The following is an 18,920-nucleotide window of genomic DNA, read 5'->3' on the forward strand; positions in this document are numbered from 1 at the left end:
CGCGTGAATCCATCCCCGGACCGAGCCAGGCGGTCGAGACGCGAGCAGCGCGAGGCGCGACGACCGAGCATGCCCCGAGGCATGCGAGGGAGGAGCAACGACGCGATGCGACGCGGATCGGCCGCCGCGGCGACGGGAGGGGATGGGTTCACGTGCTCTCAGGGACCGTGAAGTAATCCGTCCGCGCTGCGGGTGCGGCGCGGGCAGGCGCCCGGGGTCGAGCGCGCCCACCTTCGGGGACGCGGGGGCGTCGGAGGGCTCGTTCAGCCGGCGGAGCTCGGTCCGGCGCCGGGAGTCCCGTCCGGAGGCGATTAGGCCGAGAGTCTGCTCGCGATGAGACGCATGATGTTGAAGCTGATCGCGGCGAGCAGCACGATCGTCTTCACCTTTACCAGCCCTCGGACGTTCAGCCGGTCGAGTCGCCGGTGCACACGGAGATCTGCGTTCGTCCTCTCGGCGAGGACGCCGCGCTGCACGTAGACGCGCTTGGCGTCCTCTGTCCCCATCCGCACGCGCCAGGCCCCGATCGCAGGTGTGTCGTTGCGCTTCGGAGCGTGCGGATCGACGGCTTTGCTCTTCGGCTTCGGCAGCGGCGCATACGGAGTCGCGCCCCGCTCTGCGATGGCCTCGATGTTGTCGAGCGTCACGAAGCCACCGTCGACCAGGTACTCGCGTGGCGTCTCGCCCGTTCGGCGCCGGATCTCGTCGAGCATCGGCACGACGTGCGGCTGGTCGGTACCGTTGTTCGTGACGTCGGTGCCCACGATGACACCGCTCTCGTCCGTCGCGAACTGCACGTTGTAGGCGGGCCGGAACCCACCGTCCGCCATCTTCATCACGCGGCTCTCCGCGTCCGTGGTGCTGACGCGGATCTCGCCGCGACGCCTCGCGTCCGAGGGCTTCTTCTCGTCTCGCTCGACGCGCTGCTTCTCGACGACTTCGACCTCCGCAAGTGCGGCCTCGACGGCATCGAGCCGAGCTTGCGCGGCCCGCTCCTTCGCAGCCTGCACACGCTTCGTCGAAGCTGACGGATCGCTCTCGATCTCGCGCCTGAGCTTTCGGACCTGTTCCTCGGCTTCTTTGCGGCAGCGCTCCAGTGACTGACGACGCCGGAAGCTCGCCGCGCCGGCGCTCGCCCGGACCTTCATCCCGTCCTGCGCCACGCGCCGGAGCTGCACCACGCCTTCCTTCATGAGCGCGGCCAGCACCTGCGTCATGAGCCGGTCGAGCTTCTTCCCGTGCTCCACGCGAAAGTCGGCGAGCGTATGGTGGTTCACCGGCACCCCGCCGCAGATCCAGCGGTAGGGCGCGTCCCGCTCGCACAGCCGCTCGAGCAACCGCGCGCTCCCCACGCCCTCCGAGTTGGCGAACAGCCACAGCGCGAGCAGCACCGCCGGGTCCGTCGCTGGCCGCCCAGCATTGCTGCCGCGCGACGCGATCTCGTCGTAGAACGCCGACAGGTCCAGCCGCTCGACCAACGTCCAGATGGCGCGAACCGGGTGCTCGTCCGGGACCAGCGCTTCGAGGTCCGTCGGCTGCAGCGAGAGTTGATTTCGGACCGGCCTCACCACCCGCGGCGCGTCGTGTTCGCTCACGCCCCGAGAAGATCACGGCCGGCGGCCACAGTCCATGGGGCACCGGCCGATTCCTTCACGCTCTCTCAGCGCCGGACCAGCTCGTCGAGCAGGTCGCGCTCGGTGAGCAGCCCGCGCTTCAGGAGCGCGCGGAACAGCGCCGCCATCGCCTGCGCGGGCTTCACGATCTCCGGCTCGGCGGGCGCGCCGGCGGCGAGGCGCTCCAGCGCCGACAGGATGGCGCGCTCACCGTCGGTGAACGGCGACGGGTCGGCCATCGGCACCGGCGTGAGCGTGCCCAGCCCCTCCTGCGGGATGGCGCCGAGCAGCGCCGCCCGCGCGGCCTCCACCTCCTCGGGCCCCGGGTGATCCTCGAGCTCGAGCGAGAGGCCGGGTGACAGGGGGGCGGCGAGCGCGCGCGGGGCGGCCGGCGATGGTGCGGACGGCAGCGGTGCAGACGGCAGCGGTGCGGACGGCAATGGTGCGGACGGCGAGGGTGCGGCCGGCAGCGGGGCGGCGCGCGCCGGCGCGGCGGGGGCGGGGGCGGGCGCGGGGGCGGGACGGGCCGCCGGTGGTGCCGGGGGCGCGCCGGCAGGGCGCGGGATCGGCTGCGGCGCGTGGCCGGGGCGGACGGCGCCGGCGGGCGCGGGCGGCGGGGGGCGGAAGGCGGACGCGCCGGGAGGCCGGGCGCCCGGGGGCGCCAGCGCGCCGGGCGGCGGGAGCGGACGGGTGGGGCCGGCGGGGACGCGACCCGCGGCGCCGGGCGGCGGCCCGGGGCGCGGCGGGGCAGCGGGCGCGGGTCGCGCCTGCGGCGGGATGGCCTGGGCCGACCCCGGGGCGGGCGCGGGCCGCGCCTGCGGCGGGATCGCCGGGCCGAACCCCGGGGCGGGCGCGGCGGCGGGGCCGGGCGGCCGCGGCGCGGGCGGCGCCGCCACCGCGGCGCCGGCGGGGCGCGGCGCGGCGGCGGACGCAGCGTCGGTGGGGGGCGCGGCGCCGGGCGGCGGCGCGGCCCGGGGTGCGGCAGGGCGGGGGGCGGCTGCGGCGGCGCCGCTGCCGAAGAACGCCTCCAGCGCGTCCTTCGAGCCGCCGCCGAACGGGTCGAGCACCGCCTCGCCGGGCGGGTCGTCGGCGTCGAGGTCGAGCGCGATCGCCTCGATGGCGTGGTCGTGCGGGTACCGGTCCCTCACCGCGGCCGCGATCTCGCGATCGCCGCCGATGCACACCTTCACCTTTCGCCCGGTGCGGAAGCGCAGCTCGTCCACCACCGCCAGGTTGGTGGGATCGGACATCGCCACCGCGAGCGTGCCGGTGTCGGCGCCGAGCGGGAAGACGTTGTTGCGCAGCGCGAACTCGCGCGGCACGAGGCGCAGCGCCAGCTCCAGCGCGTACGGCTCGAGCGCGTCGAGGTGCGCCACCTCGTAGCCGTACTTGCGCGACAGCGCCTGGACGATGTCCGCCTCGCCCGCGAGCTTCAGGTCCACGAGCGCCTGGCCGAGCCGGACGCCCCACTGGCGCTGGTGCCCGAGCGCGGACTGCAGCTGCGTGGCGTCGATGACGCCCGCCTCGAGCAGGAGCTCCCCGAGCCGCCTCTTCCCGATGGCGTCCATGCGCGGCGGATCCTACCTTCGCCCCGCACGGCGGGTCGAGCCCCTCGGGGCGCGCGCGACGCCCATCCGCCTACATGCGCTCAGCGGCCACCGCCGCCACCGGACGCGGCGTCCGCGCGGGTGGCGATGGCCAGCCGGCTCAGGCCGGCGCCGCGGGCGAGCTCCATCACCTGCACCACCCGGCCGTGCGGCACGCCCTCGTCCGCCTGCACCAGCACCACCAGCTCCGCGTTGCGGCCGGCCGCCTCGGCGAACGCGGCGGTGAGCGCGTCGTCGGCGAGCACCTTCCCGCCCACCACCGCGCGCCCGTCGGCGAGCACCGCCACCGCCAGGTCCTGCGGGATCTGCGAAGCCTCGCCCTTCCCGCCCTTCGGCAGGTTCACCTTGAAGCCGCCCTTCTCCTGGCCGGCCTCGGCGATCGCCGTGGTCGTCACCATGAAGATGATGAGGAGGACGAGGAAGATGTCGGTGAGCGGCGTGATGTTGATGTCGGCGAAGATCCCGCCGCCGACCTCGTCCTCGCCGCCGTCGCCGCTCGAGGGTCCGCCGAGCGCCATGCGCTAGCCCTCCCCGGCGCTGCGGGCCGCGGGCTCCTGCGGGCGGGCGCCGCCCGCGAGGACCTCCTTCACGATCTCGAGGTACTCCTCGGTGAGCAGGCGGAGCTGCAGCGCGAGCTTCTGCACGTGCACGTTGAGGAAGTTGAAGATCACCACCGCCTCGATCGCCACCGCGATGCCGCCCGCGGTGGTGACGAGCGCCTCGGAGATGCCGGCCGCCACCACCGTGAAGCCGCCCTGCCCGGTGGCGGCCATCTGGCGGAACGCGTGCATGATGCCGACCACGGTGCCGAACAGGCCCACGAACGGCGCGGTGGCGCCGACGGTGCCGAGGATCCACAGGTTGCGGCGGAGCTTCAGGTTCACCTGCTGGCGCTCGCGCTCCACCGCCGCGGCGATCTTCTCGGCGGTGGGCGCCGGGGCCCGGCCGCCGGGGCCCGGCCGCGGCGCCACCGCCACCAGGCCGGCCAGGAACACGTCGGCCGCCGGCGAGCCGGAGCGCTCGCACTGCGCGCGCCCGTCCTCGAGGTCGCCCCGGTACAGCGCGCGGGTCACCGCGTCGGCCAGGCTCTTCGCCCGGGCGGTGAAGCCCCAGAGCGCGATGCCGCGCTCGATGGCGACCGCGAGCGCGATGACCGAGCACGCGACGATGATCCACATCGACGCGCTGCCGGTCTTCATGATGCCGACGAGGCTGGTGTCCAAGGTGCGTCTCCGGGGTGGGGAACGGAGGGAGTCTAACCGCGGCCTCGCGCCGGCGGGGGGCTTCTCGGTCCCTCGGCGGCGAACGCGCGGGGGCCCGCGCGCATTCCCCCTGACGCCTGTCAGTCGGCCCGGCCGGGGGACCCGGGAGCGGGCGCCGGCTCGGCGCGGAACAGGTCCGGCGGCGGCGGGGCAGAGCGCTCGTCCAGCTCGACCACGCGCGCGCCGCGCGGCGGGTCCAGCCGGAACAGGCCGGGATCGAGGGCGGGGTTCACCTCCACCTCCCGCCAGCGCAGCTCGAGCCGGACGCGCGGGCGCTCCGAGCGCAGCTTCACCTCGGACGGGAAGCGCCCCTCGCTCGCGGGCGAGAACGCGCCGAAGGCGAGGTCGTATTCGCCCGGCCCGCCCCCCTCGACCGTGCGCCAGGAGCGCTCCACCGCCGCGCCCCGCCCGATCCGCAGCACCTGCGCCCACGGGCCCGCCTCGAGCGTGAGCGCGACGTGGCCGGCGCCGGGCTCGGCGGCGGCGGGCCGGCCGTCGAGGAGCGGCGCGCCGCCGCACAGGATCCGCACCAGCTCGCCCGCCGTGAGCGGCAGCGGCACCAGGCGCGCCAGGTTCTCGGGGGTCGCCTCGCCGCGGTAGAGCACCTTGCTCCGCGCGTCGTACAGCGAGAAGCGCCCGTCGGCCGCGACCAGCACGGCGGCCACGTTCCCGAAGAAGTCGAGCGTCTCGAGGTGCAGCCGGTCCGGCACCTCCGCCGCCACGAACTGCGAGACGGTGCCCGACTGCCCCTGCGCGTCCACCGCGACGCGGGCCTCGCCGCGCACCGCGCGCACCCTCCCCTGCGCCGCCTGGACCTGCGCGAGCAGCGCGGCCGGGTCGAGCGACAGGTCGGGGGGCGGCACGCGTGGGCGGCAGCCGGCGGTGGCCAGCGCGGCGAGCGCGAGCGCGGCGAGGCGGGAGGGCGCGAGGGCGATGCGGGCTCGGGTGGGCATCGGCGGGATCTAGAACAGCCGGCCGGCGCGCTCCAGCAGCGCCTTCGCCCGGCGGCGCGCCACCCCGCGCTCCGGGGCGCGATCCGGGTCGCCCCCGTCGCCCGGCGCGAGCACCTCGCCGAGCAGCCGCTCGAACAGCGCGCGATCCTGGACCAGGACCGCGTAGGTCTCGGCCTCGGCGACGCGGGCCAGCGGCTCGGCGGGGAACAGCGCCCGCGCGCGATCGAAGTGGGCCCGCGCCGCGGCCGCGCCCCCGCCGGCCGCGACCGGGAGCGCCGCGCGCCAGGCGCCCAGGGCGCGGTGCGGGCCGGCCGCGTCCACGCGCTCGTCGAGCGCGGCGGTGCGCGACATCATGGCGAGCGTCGCGTCCTTCACCGCGAGGACCGCGGCGTAGCCGCTCGTCTGGGCCGAGCGCATCGACCCGAGCGCGAGCCAGTAGAGCGCCTCCGCCCCGGGCGCCTCCACCCGCGCGGCGGCGGCGGCCGGATCGTCGCCTTGGTCGATGGCCTGCGCCCACGCCGGCGAGAGCGCCCGCAGCGCCCGCTCCGCCGCCCGCGCGGATGCGTCCCAGGCCTGCCGGGCGCGCGCGGGATCCTCGGCGGCGAGGCCGGCGAACGCCTCGGCGCGCGCGATGCGCAGCTCGGGGCCCGGATCGCGGGGGCGGACCGTGGCGGCGCGCCCGTAGGCGGCGATCGCCTCGGCGAGGCGGGCCGGCTCGTCGCGATCGGCGTAGGCGCGGTCGCCCTCCGCGAGCGCCTGCTCGTAGCGCTCGGCGGCGGCGCGCGCGGCGTCGGGCGACGCGGGCGGCGGCGCCTCTGCGGCGCGCCGGCACGCGGGCCCGGCCAGCGCCACGGCGGCCGCGGCCGCGAGGGCGGCCAGGGGGGTCCGGGAGGCGTTCACGGTGCGTGGCTCCGGCCGGCGGCGGACGTCACCGCCGCTTCTTCCCGCCCGGCTTGCGGCCGGGGGCGCGGGCGCGGGCGCCGGCCGCCTTCTCCTTGCGGGCCGGGCGCTTCGCCGGGTGCGGCCGCGCCGGCCCCTTGGCGTTCCCGGCGGCGGGGCGCTTCGCGGCGGGGCGAGCAGGCGCGGCGGGGCGCTTCGCCTTCACGGCCGCCGCCGGTGCACGGGTGGCGGACGCGGGGCGCGCGCCGGGCGCCGGACGCGCGGCGGGCGCGGGCGGGCGCGCGGCCTGCGTCGCCGGGCGCGGCGGCTGTGCGGGGCGCGACGGGGCGGCGCCGGGCCGGGCCGGCGCGGCGGCGGGGGGACGCGGCGCCGCGGCGGGCGCCGGCGCGGGGCGGGCACCGGCGGGCGGGGCGGGCCGCTGCGGCGCCGGGGGCGGCGCGAGCGGACGCGGCGGCGCCAGCGACCGCCCGGTGACCGGCGCCGGGCGCGGCGGCTGCGCGCGCGACAGCTTCGCGAGCCGCGCCTCCTCCTCGGCCGGCGTCACCACCAGCGGCGCCTGCCCGGCGCGCTGCCGGGTCTCGTCGTCGGCGCTGTAGTAGAGCTGGAACGAGGCGAGGCCGCGCACCACCAGCTCCCCGCGGTGGTTCTCGGCCCAGGTCTCGATGTCCACCGCGTAGCGGCCGCCCTCCTCGAAGCGCCGGTCCACCACGCGGCCGCGCACCGTGAGCACGTCGCCGGGCCACACGATCTTGACGAACCGCGCCTGGAACCGGCGCAGCCGCGCGCCGCGCACCCAGTCCATCACCAGCTCGCCCAGGAAGCCCATGCTGAGCATGCCGGGGGCGAGCGCGCTGGGGAACCCGGCGTTCTTCGCGTGGACCTCGTCGATGCAGAGCGGGTTCCAGTCCTGCGCCGCGCCGGCGTAGCGCGCGATCTGCAGGCGGTCCACCGGCGGCTTCACCAGCGGGGGCAGCTCGTCCCCCACCTTGACCGCCTCGAAGTAGAGCTGGCGTGCGGTGAGCGTCATCGTCCCCTCAGCGGCGCAGCAGCAGCGTCTCGCGCGACCGGAACACCACCTTGCCCTCCGGGTCGCGGCCCTCGTCCTCGAGCACGAGGACGTCGGTGGGGCCGCTCGCGCCGGCGCGCTCCTGCACGTCGGCCACCCGGGTCACCACGGTGATGCGGTCGCCGGCCACCAGCGGCCGGGCGTACTCGAGCTGCTGCTCGCCGTGCAGCACCGAGCGCGTTCCGAGGTCGAGCGAGTGGCGGAAGCGCTCGTTGGAGGTGAGCGCCGCCGGGAACGTCGGCGGGGCGACCAGCGCCGGGAAGCCGGCGGCGCGGGCGACGGCCTCGTCCTGGTAGAGCGGGTTGGGGTCGCCGAGCGCCTCGGCGAAGCGGCGGATCGCGCCGCGCTCCACCTCGTGGACCACCGGCTCGCTCTCCCTGCCGATCAGCGATCTGTCGAGCATGCGCCCTCTCGTTCACCGGCCCGCGGGCAGGTCGAGCACCGTGACCAGCCCGCGCAGCTCCGTCACCGCCGCCGCCGCGTTCACCACCGCCGCGGCGGTGGCGGCGTCGCCGGGGATGCCGCCCGGCACCACCAGCCGGAGCGGCGGGTCCGCGTCCAGCTCGACCTCGTCGCGCGGGTCGTCCGCGTCCACCGCGATGGTCAGCTCGAGCCGCACCACCTCGCGCTCCTCGGCGAACACGCGCGCGACCTGCGTGAAGCCCGCCACCTGCCCGCGCCGGACCGGCACCGGGCCGCCGCGCGCGTCCTCCTCCGCGACCAGCGGCGCGAGCTCCTCGTCCACCTCGTCCACCCCGAGCCCGAGGCCGGTGGCGGCGAGCGCGGCCGACTCGGCCAGGCCCACGTGCCCGACCTCGCCGCGCTCGGCGGCCTCGTGGAACGCGTCCTCGTCGAGGCCGGCGCCGATCTTCCGCAGCAGCGCCGCGCGCCGCTTCGACGCGTCCACCACCCGCAGGCCGCGCACGTGGCGCACCGGGCCGGTCGCGTGCCCGAGCACCGCGGCCAGCCGGTCGAGCACGAAGCCCGGGTTCGCGCCGGTGCCGAGCACGGCCACGTTGCGCTGCTCGCAGAGCGCGTCGAGCGCGTCGGCGGCCTCCTCGTGGCGCAGCCACGGGTACGCGAGCTCCTCGCAGGTGGACACCACCGAGAGCCCGGCGCGCACCGCGCGCTCGAGGTCGGGGCGGACGGCGTCGAGCGTGCTCGCGGTCGCGAGCAGCAGCACGCCCCCCTTCGCCGCGGCGAACGCCGCCTTCGGGTCCGCCGCGATCTTCAGGGCGGGCGCGGGGACCCCCAGCAGCTCGCCGAGCGGCCGGCCGGCCAGCGAGGCGCCGGAGTCCACCGCGCCGACCAGCTCGAGGTCCGGACGGGCGATCACGGCGCGGGCGATCGCCCGTCCGATCTCGCCGAGGCCCATCACCACCACCGGGATGCCGCGCGCGTCCAAACGCCCCTCCGGAGGACCCGGGCGACGTGGCGTCGATCGCCGGATCTTCAAAGATTCACGGGCATTTATAGTGCACGTGATCGGGGCCTATCAAGAATTCCGGGCAGCGGGCCCCGCCGAGCCGTGCGGGGGTGGATGTGCGCGCGCAATCACGCGGGGTGCAGGGCGCACCGAGTCAACCTGCGGGCTTTGCTGGGAAAGGACGGGGCCGGCTCAGGACCCGATGAGCTGCTCGAGGTAGGCGCGCGCCACCGGGACCGACCACTCGCGCGGCCCGATCACCATCGAGACGAGCTTCCCGTCCTTCCCGACGATGTACGACTCGGGGAACTTGTACGAGTCCGGGCAGCCGCCGCGGGCGGCGCAGTAGTAGCGCATCGTGACCGACTGGTCCGCGTCGAGCACCACCGTGGCCCCGGCGGTCGACCCCATGTAGGGAGGCGCGGAGATGAACTCGCGCACGGGGTCCCAGGCCTCGTCGACCGAGACCGCGACCATCCGGAACTTGCCCGGGTACTTCGCCTCCAGCTCCCGACCGAGGGCCAGCATCGAGGGCATCTCGGTGCGGCAGGGCGGGCACCAGGTGGCCCAGAAGTTCACGAACACCACCTGCCCCTTCGCGCTCGCCAGCGAGAACCGGGTGCCGTCGAGCGAGATGAGCTCGATGGGCGGCGCCGGCACCGACGTGGCGCGCTCGATCCCGAAGCGATCGAGCTCGGCCTGGGAGACGGCGGGGCGGGACTCCTTGCAGGCGGCGAGCCCCACCAGCGCAACGAGGGCGGCGAGGGCGGCGGCCGGGCGGACGGACCGGGTGCTCATGGCGGGAAGTTCTTACACGAGGGGCCGCCTTGCCGCCAGCGCGCCGCCCGGTACACACTCCGCGCGTGCGCGGCCTCATGGGCAGCTTCGCGGTGCTCCCGCTCGGCGAGCTGGTGGAGCTGCTCGCGCGGCGCGCCATGACCGGCGCGCTCACCTGCGAGCGCGGCTCGGTGCGCAAGACGCTGCAGCTCCGCGGCGGCGCGGCGGTGGCGGCCGCGTCCAACGATCCGCGCGAGTTCCTCGGCCAGCTGCTCGTCAACTACGGCCACCTCACCGAGGCGCAGCTGCAGAAGGCGTTCGAGACGCAGGAGCAGACGCGCGTCCGGCTGGGCCGGGTGCTCGTCATGGTGGGCCTGGTGGCGCCGGAGACGGTGCGCGAGGTGCTCGCCATCAAGATCCGCGAGACGCTGCTCGACGTGTTCCTGTGGGACTCGGGGGTGTTCACGTTCGACGACGCGCCGCCGGCCGCCGTGGACGAGCTCGATCCGGAGGTGCCGCTCGCCGAGATCGCGCGCGAGGCGGAGTTCCGCGCCACCGCGTGGAGCGCGTTCCGCGCGCAGTTCCCGAGCGGCGCCGCCACGCTGGAGGTGGACGAGGCGCGCGTGCCGCCGGGCCTCGCGCCCGGCACGGTGGACGGGCGGCTGCTCGCGCTGGCGCGCGCCGGGAAGACCATCGACGAGGTCGGCCTCGCGCTCAACGCCACCGACTTCCACCTGCACCAGCGGCTCTACGCGCTCGCGAACCAGGGCGTGCTCCGCGCCGCCGCGCCCGCGCCGGAGGTGGGCGCCGTCGCGGTGGAGCGCGAGGCGGCGGAGCTGGTGGAGCGCGCCCGCGGGCTGCTCGCCGACGGGCGCGCGGACGAGGCGGAGCTGGCGGCCGCGCGCGCGGCCGAGCTGGCGCCGGCGTGGGCGCCCGCGCGCGCGGCGCGGGCGGAGGCGGAGGCGGTGCTCGGGGAGCGGCTCCAGGCGGAGCTGCTCGGAGGAACGCTCCGGCCGGCGGCGCAGGTGTCGGCGCCGGATCTGGCGCGCATGCGGCTGCCGGCGGCGGATCGGTACCTGCTCTCGCGGTGCGACGGGAAGCGCAGCGTGGCCGAGCTGGTGCGCGCGGCGCCGATGCGCGAGCTGGACGTGCTGAAGGCGCTGCGGAGGTTCGCGGATTCGGGGTTGGTGGGGTGGTGAAGGCGGACGGATGCGGCTCGTGGTGAGCTGATGCCCGCTCGTGGTGGGCTGATGCCCGCTCGTGGTGGGCTGATGCCCGCTCGTGGTGGGCTGATGCCCGCTCGTGGTGGGCTGATGCCCGCTCGTGGTGGGCTGATGCCCGCTCGTGGTGGGCTGATGCCCGCTCGTGGTGGGCTGATGCCCGCTCGTGGTGGGCTGATGCCCGCTCGTGGTGAGCTTGTCGAACCGCGGGCGGGGGATGGGCTTTGAGGGGGTGGCTGGGTCGGGGGCGGGGTTGGTTGGCCGGGGCCGGGGCCGCGGGGATCGGCTTGCGAGAGGCTCGTGGGGTGGGACGCGGGGCGCGGGGCGCGGACCTGGCGCGCGCAAGAGGCTGTCACGGTGAGTGACTGAATGCTTGCGGCCCAACGGGAACGCTCAGCGGGCTTGACGGGGTTGGAGCGGGGAGCGGCCTACGCGAGCGGAATCGCTGGGACGCAGGGGCCTGGTGCGCTCGCGGGGCGCGGCTGAGGCGCTGAAGAAGGTGCGGAGGGGTCGCGGGACCTTGGGCGCGTTCGTGCGTCTGGGGCGGTCCTGGTGCGTTTTACGGAGGGCGAAATCCGCGTGCGATGCTTCGTGCATGGACAACGCAGCCGAGTTCACGAAGCGTCTCGTCTCCCTGCTCCGTTCCGAGCGGCACGCCATGGCGGAGTTCCTGGTGGCGCTGGCGGAGTTCGACCGGCGGGGCCTTTGGCAGCAGCGCGGGCACACGTCGCTGTTCTCGTTCCTCCGGCGTGAGCTGGGGCTGTCGGCCGGCGCGGCGCAGTACCGGAAGACGGCGGCGGAGCTCATCCAGCGGTACCCGGCGATCGAGGGTGCGCTTCGGGACGGGAAGTTGTGCCTGTCGTCGGTGTGCGAGTTGGCGAAGGTGGTGACGGCCGAAAACTGCGCGGAGGTCCTGCCGCGGTTCTACGGGCTGTCGAGCCGGGATGCGGCGGAGGTGGCTGCCTCGATCCGGCCCGTGGAGAACCCGCCTCGGCGCGAGGTCGTCGTGCCGATCCGGGCGGCGGCTGTGCCGGCGGCGGTGACGGCGCCTGGCGCAGCGCCGGTTCTATTTCGGGCGCCCGAACCAAATGCACCCAACCGGGTCGAGATCGCGGCTCCTGTAGAACCCGCTCGCAGTGAGCCTGTCGACCTGCGAGCGGCGCCGCGTGCTGCGAAGCCCGGCTCGGTCGACTGGCTCGACGGGGATTCGGCGCGCATGCACCTCACCGTCTCCAAGGCATTCTTGAAGAAGCTCGACGCCGCGCGGGACGCGCTCTCGCACTCCATGCCCGGCGCCAGCCGCGAGAACGTCCTCGAGGCGGCGCTCGATCTGCTCATCGCCGATCGTGAACGGCGCAAGGGGCTCACGGCTCGGCCGCAGAAGACCGTCCGTCCCTCCACGCGGCCGGACCACATTCCTGCCCACGTTCGCCGCGAGGTCTGGGCCCGCGACGGCGGGCGGTGCACCTTCCTCCTCGCGTCGGGGGAGCGCTGCGGGTCGACGCACCGGCTCGAGCTGGACCACATCCTTCCGCGCGCGTGCGGCGGGGCCTCGACGGCGGACAACCTTCGCATCCGCTGTCGTGGCCACAACCTCGATGAAGCCCGGCGGGTCCTCGGGGACGCGCTCGTGGACGCCTACGCGGGCGGCTGGCGCCGGTCCGGATGACTCAGGGCGCCGGGGCCTTCGCGGTCCGCAGGCCGGGCGCGGCAGCGCTGGCGACGCGGTTCGAGAAGTACGCCTCGAGCGCGTCGCGGGCCACGGCGGTGGCGCGGGTCCGCCACTTCTGGCCGTTCACCACCAGGGTCGCGACGGCGACCTCGGGACGATCCAGCGGCGCGTAGCCGACGAACCAGGAGTAGTCGCGGTACGGCGACGGGTCGGTCAGCGAGCCGGTCTTGCCGGCCACCTCGACGCCACGGAGCGAGCCGGGGCCGCCGCGGCGGAACACCTTGCGGGCGGTGCCCTCGGTCACGGTGCTGCGCATGGCCTCGGCGAGCGCGCCGGCGACCTGCTCGTCGATCACGCGCCAGGGCGCGGGGGGCACGGGCGGGGAGGCGCCGTCGGCCTCCTCCACCAGCGAGGGCGGGACGAACACGCCGCCGTTCGCGACGGTGGCGGCGAGGAGCGCGGCGTGCAGGGGGGACAGCCGCACGGGGCCGAAGCCGGCGGCGGTGTTCGCGAGCTCGAAGGGATCCTCGGGGATGGGCGCGGGCGAGACCTCCACGGGCAGCGCGAAGGGGATGGGCTCGCCGAACAGGAACCGGCCGGCGGCGGTGCGCAGCTCGGCGGCGCCGAGGTCGCGGCCGGCGAGCTTCGCGAACACGACGTTGGCGCTGTGGCCGAGCGCGGAGGTGAGGCTGAGGCAGCGGCTGTCGCGGCGCGGGTCGTCGGCGAGGAGCTTGGGCTGCAGGCGGCGCTTGCCGCCGTGGTAGCAGACCTCGTCATCGGGGCGGACGCCGCGCTCGAGCAGCGCGGCGGTGGTCACGATCTTGAAGATGCTGGCGGCGGGCGCCAGGGCGGCGCGCGCGAGCCCCTTGCGCGCGGGCTCGGCCTCCGAGTGCTCGGCCATGGCGAGCACGCGGCCGGTGGCGGGCTCGATGAGGACGGTCACGCCCCAGGGCACGGCGTTCGACGCGAGCGTGCGCTCGAGGCGCGCCTGCAGGCGCGGATCGATCGTCAGCACCGCCCGCCCCTGCCCGAGCGGCGCGACCCATCGGCCCAGCGCGGCGTCGTAGCGGGGCTCCCCGAGCGGCGCTGTCCGCTCGGCGGCGGCGGGGGTGGAGGTGGAAGTAGGGGTCCCGGCCGCGGCGCTCGCCGCCGGGGCCGCCGCGTGGGCGGGCTCGGGGCGCGGGGCGGCCAGTCCCGCGAGCACGAGCGCGCTCGCGGGGAGGAGCCAGACGGAGAGCTTGGAGTGCTTCATCGGACCGGAGGCGGGAGACGGGCGCAGTGTGCCCCACGCGGCCGCCCGCGTCAAAATACGGAGCGTTCGGGCGAGGACCACCGCCTCGCCCGGGCTCCGCCCCCGATCCGACGTCCGCCGCTACGCGCGCGCCCGGGGCCGGCGTCCGGCGCCCTTGCGTGCCCGCGGGACCGCGATCGCGGCGTTCCGCGCCCGCCGCGGGGACGCCTTCGCCGCGCGCGCGGGCTTCGCCTTCCCGTTGCGCGCGCGCTTCGCGCTCCCGTCGCCCGCCTTGCTCTCCTGCGCGCGCTCGCGGAGCGCCGCCTGCGCCGCGGCGAGCCGCGCGATGGGGAGCCGGTAGGGCGAGCAGGAGACGTAATCGAGCCCGATGCGGTGGCAGAACTCCACCGAGGCCGGGTCGCCGCCGTGCTCGCCGCAGATGCCGAGCTTCAGGCCGGGCCGGGTGGCCCGCCCGCCGGCGACCGCGATCTTCATGAGCGCGCCCACGCCGTCCTGGTCCACCGAGACGAACGGGTCGACGGGCAGGATCTCCTTCGCGAGGTAGGTCTGCAGCACCGGGCCCGTGTCGTCGCGCGACAGGCCGAACGTGGTCTGGGTGAGGTCGTTCGTGCCGAACGAGAAGAACTCGGCGGTGCGCGCGATCTCGGCGGCGGTGAGCGCGCCGCGCGGCACCTCGATCATCGTCCCCACCAGGTAGCGCACCTTGCGGCCACGCCGGGCGAACACGTCCTCCGCCACCCGCCGCACCACGCCGGCCTGGTCGTCCAGCTCCTTCACCGAGGCGACGAGCGGGATCATCACCTCCGGCTCGACCTTCACGCCCTGCTCGGCGGCGTCGCAGGCGGCCTCGAAGATGGCGCGCGCCTGCATCTCGGTGATCTCGGGGTGGCTGATCCCGAGCCGGCAGCCGCGGTGGCCGAGCATGGGGTTCGACTCGACCAGGTCCGCGATCTGCGCGCGGATCTCCTCGACGGTGCGCCCGGTGTCGCGCGCCAGCTGCGCGATGCCCTGCTCCTCGTGCGGGAGGAACTCGTGCAGCGGCGGATCCAGCGTGCGGATGGTCACGGGCCGCCCCGCCATCTCCAGGAACAGCCCCCGGAAGTCCTCGCGCTGGACGGGCAGGAGCTTCGCGAGCGCCTTGCGGCGGTCCTCGTGCGTCTCGGCCACGATCATCTCGCGCATCGGGCCGATCTTCCCCTCGCCGAAGAACATGTGCTCGGTGCGGCACAGGCCGATGCCCTGCGCGCCGAACGCGACCGCCACGCGCGCCTGGTCCGGCTGGTCGGCGTTGGCCCGCACCCGGAGCCGGCGGGCCGCGTCGGCCCAGGAGAGCAGCTTCGCGAAGCGCTGGTAGGTGGGCGCGTCCTTCGGCTCGAGCCCGCCCTCCACCAGCACCGCCATCACCTCCGACGGCCGCGTGTCGAGGCGGCCCTCGATCACCTCGCCGGCGGTGCCGTCGATGGAGAGCCAGTCGCCCTCCTTCAGCACCTTCGCGCCGCCGGCGGTCTCCACGGTCATGGTGCGCGCGTGGTAGTCGAACTCGAGCGCGCCGCAGCCCACGATCGCGACCTTGCCCATCTGCCGCGCCACCAGCGCCGCGTGCGAGGTCATGCCGCCGAACGCGGTGAGGAAGCCCTCCGCCGCGGCCATGCCGCGGATGTCCTCCGGGCTGGTCTCGTGGCGGGCCAGGATCACCGGCTCGCCGCGCGCGTGCCACGCCGCCGCGTCCTGCGCGAAGAACACCAGCTTGCCGCTCGCGGCGCCCGGGCCGGCCGGCAGCCCCTTCGCGAGCCCGCGCCCGCCCTTCACCGCCGCCGCCTTCGCCTCGGCGTCGAACACCGGGCGGAGCAGGTGGTTGAGCGCCTCCGGCTCGACGCGCAGCACCGCCTCGTCGCGCCCGATGAGCCGCTCCTCGGCCATCTCCACCGCGATGCGCACCGCCGCGAGCCCGGTCCGCTTGCCGCTGCGCGTCTGCAGCAGGTACAGGCGCCCGCGCTCGATGGTGAACTCGATGTCCTGCATGTCGCGGTAGTGGCGCTCCAGCGTCTCGCGCGCGTCCTCGAGCTGGCGCGCCACCTCCGGCCAGCGCTCCTTCAGCTCGGAGATCTTCTGCGGCGTCCGGATGCCGGCGACCACGTCCTCGCCCTGCGCGTTCACCAGGAACTCGCCGTAGAACTCGTCCTCGCCGGTGGCGGGGTTGCGGGTGAACGCGACCCCGGTGCCGGAGTCGTCGCCCATGTTCCCGAACACCATCGACTGGACCGAGACCGCGGTGCCCCACTCGGCCGGGATCCCGTTCAGCTGCCGGTAGGCGATGGCCCGATCGTTGTTCCAGGAGCGGAAGACCGCGCCGATGGCGGCGAGGAGCTGCTCGTAGGGCGCCTCCGGGAACTCGACGCCCTTGCGCCGCCGGATCTCCGCCTTGAACTCGGCCACCAGCTCGCGGAGCGCCTCGACCGGCAGGTCCTTGTCGTACTTCACGCCGTGCGCGTGCTTCTTCGCGTCGAGGATCACCTCGAACGGATCGCGGTCCTCCTTGCGCTCGGGCTTCAGGCCCAGCACGACGTCGCCGAACATCGCCACGAAGCGGCGGTAGCTGTCCCAGGCGAAGCGCGGGTTCGACGCGCGGGCCGCCAGCCCCGCCACCGTGGCGTCGTTCAGCCCGAGGTTGAGGACCGTGTCCATCATGCCGGGCATCGACGCGCGCGCGCCGGAGCGGACCGAGACGAGCAGCGGGTCGGACGGGTCGCCGAAGCCCTTGCCGGTGAGCGCCTCCACCTTGCGCAGCGCCGCCTTCAGCTCGGGCTCGAGCGCCTTCGGCAGCTTCTGGCCGGCCTTGTAGTACTCGGCGCAGACCTCGGTGGTGATGGTGAAGCCGGGCGGCACCGGGATGCCGATGTTCGACATCTCCGCCAGCCCGGCGCCCTTCCCGCCGAGCAGGTCCTTCATGTCCTTGTTCCCCTCGGCCCTGCCGCCGCCGAAGGCGTAGATGCGCTTCGCCGCCATGCGTCACCTCGAGATGGGAAAATCTCGACTGCGCCCGGAAAACGCAGCCGTGGAGCCACCATGCTCGATCGGAACGGCGCGCGGGACAACCCGCTGGTTCGCGGGACGCCCCGTCCCGGCGGTGCGGCGTTGACCGGGGTCAACCGTGCACAAGCGCGCGCGGCGGCGCGCGCGGACCCTATATCCGCATCGCCTCGACGCGGGCCTCGTCGTGCTCCGGCTCGACCTCGTAGGTCTCGACCAGGTCGCCCTCGCGCCACTCCACCACCACGCGCCCGGCGTCCTTCCCCTTCCCGTAGCGCGCCACGATCCGCGCGGCGAGCTGGCGCTCCTCCCAGGTCGGCACGCCCTCGACCAGGGCCACCGGCCCGAGCACGTCCCGCGCCTCCACCCGGGCGCGCCCCTCCACGTGGTGCTCGAGCAGCGCGTTCTCCACCTCGGTGCGCCCGACGATGAGCTTCGCGCGCGGCGAGAGCCGGAAGTGGCGGCCGGTGGAGAGCAGCACCACGTCCTCGCGCTCCAGCTTCCGCGGCTCGCCCCGCGCCTCGCGCGCGTCGAGCACGTCGAAGAACTTCCGCGAGAACGCCTCGTCGGTGAGGTAGCAGCAGCCGCCCGCCGGCTGCGGCCACTCCGAGATCCCCATCTCCTCGGCGAGCGCCATCTGGCGGGTGCGGCCGCGGCCGCTGATGTCGAGCAGCCGCTCGCGATCGACGATCCCCTCCTTCTCCGGGATGGTCGGGGGCAGGAGCTTCGCCGAGAGCGGGCGGAGCAGGCGCCCGTCGAGCCCGCTCTCGCGCTCGATGATCCGCAGCGTGTCGCGGCGCTGGCTCTTCGGGCGCTGGCCGAGCACCTCGCCGGTGAAGATGAAGTCGGCGCCCTCCGCCTCCATGATCTCCTTCGCCCGGCGCATCATGAACACGCGGCAGTCCACGCACGGGTTCGCGTTCGCGCCGTAGCCCCAGCGCGGGTTCACGAGCATGTCGAAGTAGCCGGGGCCGGAGATGTCCACGTACTCGATGTCCACCTCGAGGTCGGCGGCGGCGCGGAGCGCCTCGTTCTGCGGGACCGTGCCGTCGGGGCGCCCGCCCTTGCGGCGCTGCGTCTCGGTGATGCAGAAGCCGGTGTAGAAGTTCACCGCCTTCACCTCGATGCCCTGCCCGCGGACCAGCGCCAGCGCCAGCGTCGAGTCGAGCCCGCCGGAGATCAGTCCGATCGCCTTGCCCTGCTTGCCCATGTCGCCTTCCAGGCCCGGCGGCGCGCGCGCCGCGGGGCCGCCGTTCAGCGGGCGCGCTTGCGCACGAAGCTCTTCCAGGCCGCGCCGTCCTGGAAGGTCCCGAGGTGCTCGTTCCGCGTCGCCTTGCACCACATCGGCATGTCGAGCGCGATGCCGGGATCGGTGGCGATCACGAGCAGCACCGCCCCCGCGTCCATCGCCTTCACCGCCTTCGCGGTCTCGACGATGGGGAACGGGCACAGCCGCCCCGAGGTGTCGAGGGTGCGCGCGGGCGCGGGCATCGGTGCGGTGAGCGCCATGCGCGTCTCCCTTTAGCCGCTCGCGCCGGCCGCGGCAACGGGCGGTCCGGCCGGGCGCTTCCTTGAGCCCGGCGCCATCGGGGGGTAGCTTGTCCGCCATGCGCACATCCACCGTCCGCAGCCCGCGCGCCGCCGCCGCGCGCGCGCCGTTCGCGATCGCGCTCGCGCTCGCCTGCGCCGTCCCCGCCGCGGCCGCCGCCGCGGCGCCGGCGCCGGGCCCGTCCGGCTTCTCCGTCCTCGCCTCGCTGGGCGGCGGCGGCGAGCTGGGCCTCGACCACGGCCAGGCCGGCGTCATGGAGATCGAGGCGGTGCCGGGGCTGGAGCTGCCCGGGACCGGGCTGCGCCTCGAGGCGGGCCTGGCGCTCGGCCTCGAGCCCGACACGCACTTCGGCTTCCGCCCCGGCGCCCGCTACCAGCTGCCGCGCCTCCCGTTCCAGGTCCGCGTCGCCTTCGACGCCTCCAACTCGCGCGGCGACGGCATGCGCTGGCGCTGGCTGCTGGTCGGCCTCTCCACCGAGGTCCGGCTCACCGGCGCGTTCGGGCTGTTCGCCGAGGCCGACACCGGCGCGCCGCTCGCCGGGCGCTATGGCCTGCCGCTGCTCGTTCGCGGCGGCGCCAGCTTCCGCTTCTAGG

General features: G+C 75.5%; 17 protein-coding genes. 3 read left to right on the forward strand and 14 right to left on the reverse strand.

All coding sequences use genetic code 11. The features are described 5' to 3' along the window. Positions 1-311: 311 nt before the first annotated feature. From A2CP1_RS21020 to A2CP1_RS21065, 10 genes are all read right to left on the reverse strand, one after another. Entirely contained in the window at positions 312-1,595 is a 1,284-nt protein-coding gene (locus tag A2CP1_RS21020) for an IS1182-like element ISAde2 family transposase (RefSeq protein ID WP_012633848.1), read from the reverse strand. Between the two features lie 65 nt (positions 1,596-1,660). Further along, entirely contained in the window at positions 1,661-3,181 is a 1,521-nt protein-coding gene (locus tag A2CP1_RS21025) for a GspE/PulE/PilB domain-containing protein (RefSeq protein WP_015935208.1), read from the reverse strand. 80 nt (positions 3,182-3,261) lie between these two features. Next, on the reverse strand, positions 3,262-3,738 hold the full coding sequence (locus A2CP1_RS21030; protein ID WP_015935209.1) for an ExbD/TolR family protein: 477 nt from the start codon (positions 3,736-3,738) through the stop codon (positions 3,262-3,264). Positions 3,739-3,741: 3 nt separating this feature from the next. Then, positions 3,742-4,443 carry a MotA/TolQ/ExbB proton channel family protein gene (locus tag A2CP1_RS21035; RefSeq protein ID WP_012528106.1) on the reverse strand — a complete coding sequence of 234 codons (702 nt, stop codon included), beginning with the start codon at positions 4,441-4,443 and terminating at the stop codon, positions 3,742-3,744. Positions 4,444-4,562: 119 nt separating this feature from the next. Further along, entirely contained in the window at positions 4,563-5,435 is an 873-nt protein-coding gene (locus A2CP1_RS21040) for a LolA family protein (protein WP_015935210.1), read from the reverse strand. Between the two features lie 9 nt (positions 5,436-5,444). Beyond that, the gene (locus A2CP1_RS21045) at positions 5,445-6,335 is read right to left on the reverse strand and encodes a TRAP transporter TatT component family protein (protein ID WP_015935211.1); all 891 of its coding nucleotides are present in this window, start codon (positions 6,333-6,335) and stop codon (positions 5,445-5,447) included. Between the two features lie 28 nt (positions 6,336-6,363). After that, complete coding sequence (locus tag A2CP1_RS21050) at positions 6,364-7,362, reverse strand: MaoC family dehydratase (RefSeq protein ID WP_015935212.1); 999 nt, start codon at positions 7,360-7,362, stop codon at positions 6,364-6,366. 7 nt (positions 7,363-7,369) lie between these two features. Next, positions 7,370-7,804 carry a MaoC family dehydratase N-terminal domain-containing protein gene (locus tag A2CP1_RS21055; protein ID WP_012528110.1) on the reverse strand — a complete coding sequence of 145 codons (435 nt, stop codon included), beginning with the start codon at positions 7,802-7,804 and terminating at the stop codon, positions 7,370-7,372. Positions 7,805-7,816: 12 nt separating this feature from the next. Next, entirely contained in the window at positions 7,817-8,806 is a 990-nt protein-coding gene (locus tag A2CP1_RS21060; RefSeq protein WP_015935213.1) for an NAD(P)H-dependent amine dehydrogenase family protein, read from the reverse strand. 213 nt (positions 8,807-9,019) lie between these two features. Continuing rightward, on the reverse strand, positions 9,020-9,625 hold the full coding sequence (locus A2CP1_RS21065; RefSeq protein ID WP_015935214.1) for a TlpA family protein disulfide reductase: 606 nt from the start codon (positions 9,623-9,625) through the stop codon (positions 9,020-9,022). Positions 9,626-9,690: 65 nt separating this feature from the next. Here A2CP1_RS21065 and A2CP1_RS21070 point away from each other — a divergent pair, with 65 nt between their 5' ends. Both A2CP1_RS21070 and A2CP1_RS21075 read left to right on the forward strand, forming a co-directional pair. Further along, positions 9,691-10,803 (forward strand): DUF4388 domain-containing protein, encoded by a 1,113-nt coding sequence (locus A2CP1_RS21070; RefSeq protein WP_041450574.1) that lies wholly within the window; start codon positions 9,691-9,693, stop codon positions 10,801-10,803. 616 nt (positions 10,804-11,419) lie between these two features. Next, complete coding sequence (locus A2CP1_RS21075; protein ID WP_015935216.1) at positions 11,420-12,493, forward strand: HNH endonuclease; 1,074 nt, start codon at positions 11,420-11,422, stop codon at positions 12,491-12,493. 1 nt (position 12,494) lies between these two features. Here A2CP1_RS21075 and A2CP1_RS21080 read toward each other — a convergent pair whose 3' ends face one another. From A2CP1_RS21080 to A2CP1_RS21095, 4 genes are all read right to left on the reverse strand, one after another. Beyond that, a complete protein-coding gene (locus A2CP1_RS21080) occupies positions 12,495-13,748 on the reverse strand; it encodes a penicillin-binding transpeptidase domain-containing protein (protein WP_015935217.1) in 1,254 nt (417 codons plus the stop codon). A 120-nt stretch (positions 13,749-13,868) separates the two neighbouring features. Beyond that, positions 13,869-16,754, reverse strand: a complete 2,886-nt coding sequence (gene ppdK / locus A2CP1_RS21085; RefSeq protein ID WP_015935218.1) for a pyruvate, phosphate dikinase — start codon at positions 16,752-16,754, stop codon at positions 13,869-13,871. 178 nt (positions 16,755-16,932) lie between these two features. Next, positions 16,933-17,988, reverse strand: a complete 1,056-nt coding sequence (locus A2CP1_RS21090) for a thiamine biosynthesis protein (protein ID WP_012528117.1) — start codon at positions 17,986-17,988, stop codon at positions 16,933-16,935. A 44-nt stretch (positions 17,989-18,032) separates the two neighbouring features. Beyond that, complete coding sequence (locus A2CP1_RS21095) at positions 18,033-18,287, reverse strand: sulfurtransferase TusA family protein (protein ID WP_012528118.1); 255 nt, start codon at positions 18,285-18,287, stop codon at positions 18,033-18,035. A gap of 98 nt (positions 18,288-18,385) precedes the next feature. Here A2CP1_RS21095 and A2CP1_RS21100 point away from each other — a divergent pair, with 98 nt between their 5' ends. Then, the gene (locus A2CP1_RS21100; protein ID WP_015935219.1) at positions 18,386-18,919 is read left to right on the forward strand and encodes a hypothetical protein; all 534 of its coding nucleotides are present in this window, start codon (positions 18,386-18,388) and stop codon (positions 18,917-18,919) included. The last annotated feature ends 1 nt before the right edge of the window (position 18,920 follow it).

This window comes from Anaeromyxobacter dehalogenans 2CP-1 (assembly GCF_000022145.1).
In the GTDB taxonomy this organism is placed as follows: Bacteria; Myxococcota; Myxococcia; order Myxococcales; family Anaeromyxobacteraceae; genus Anaeromyxobacter; species Anaeromyxobacter dehalogenans.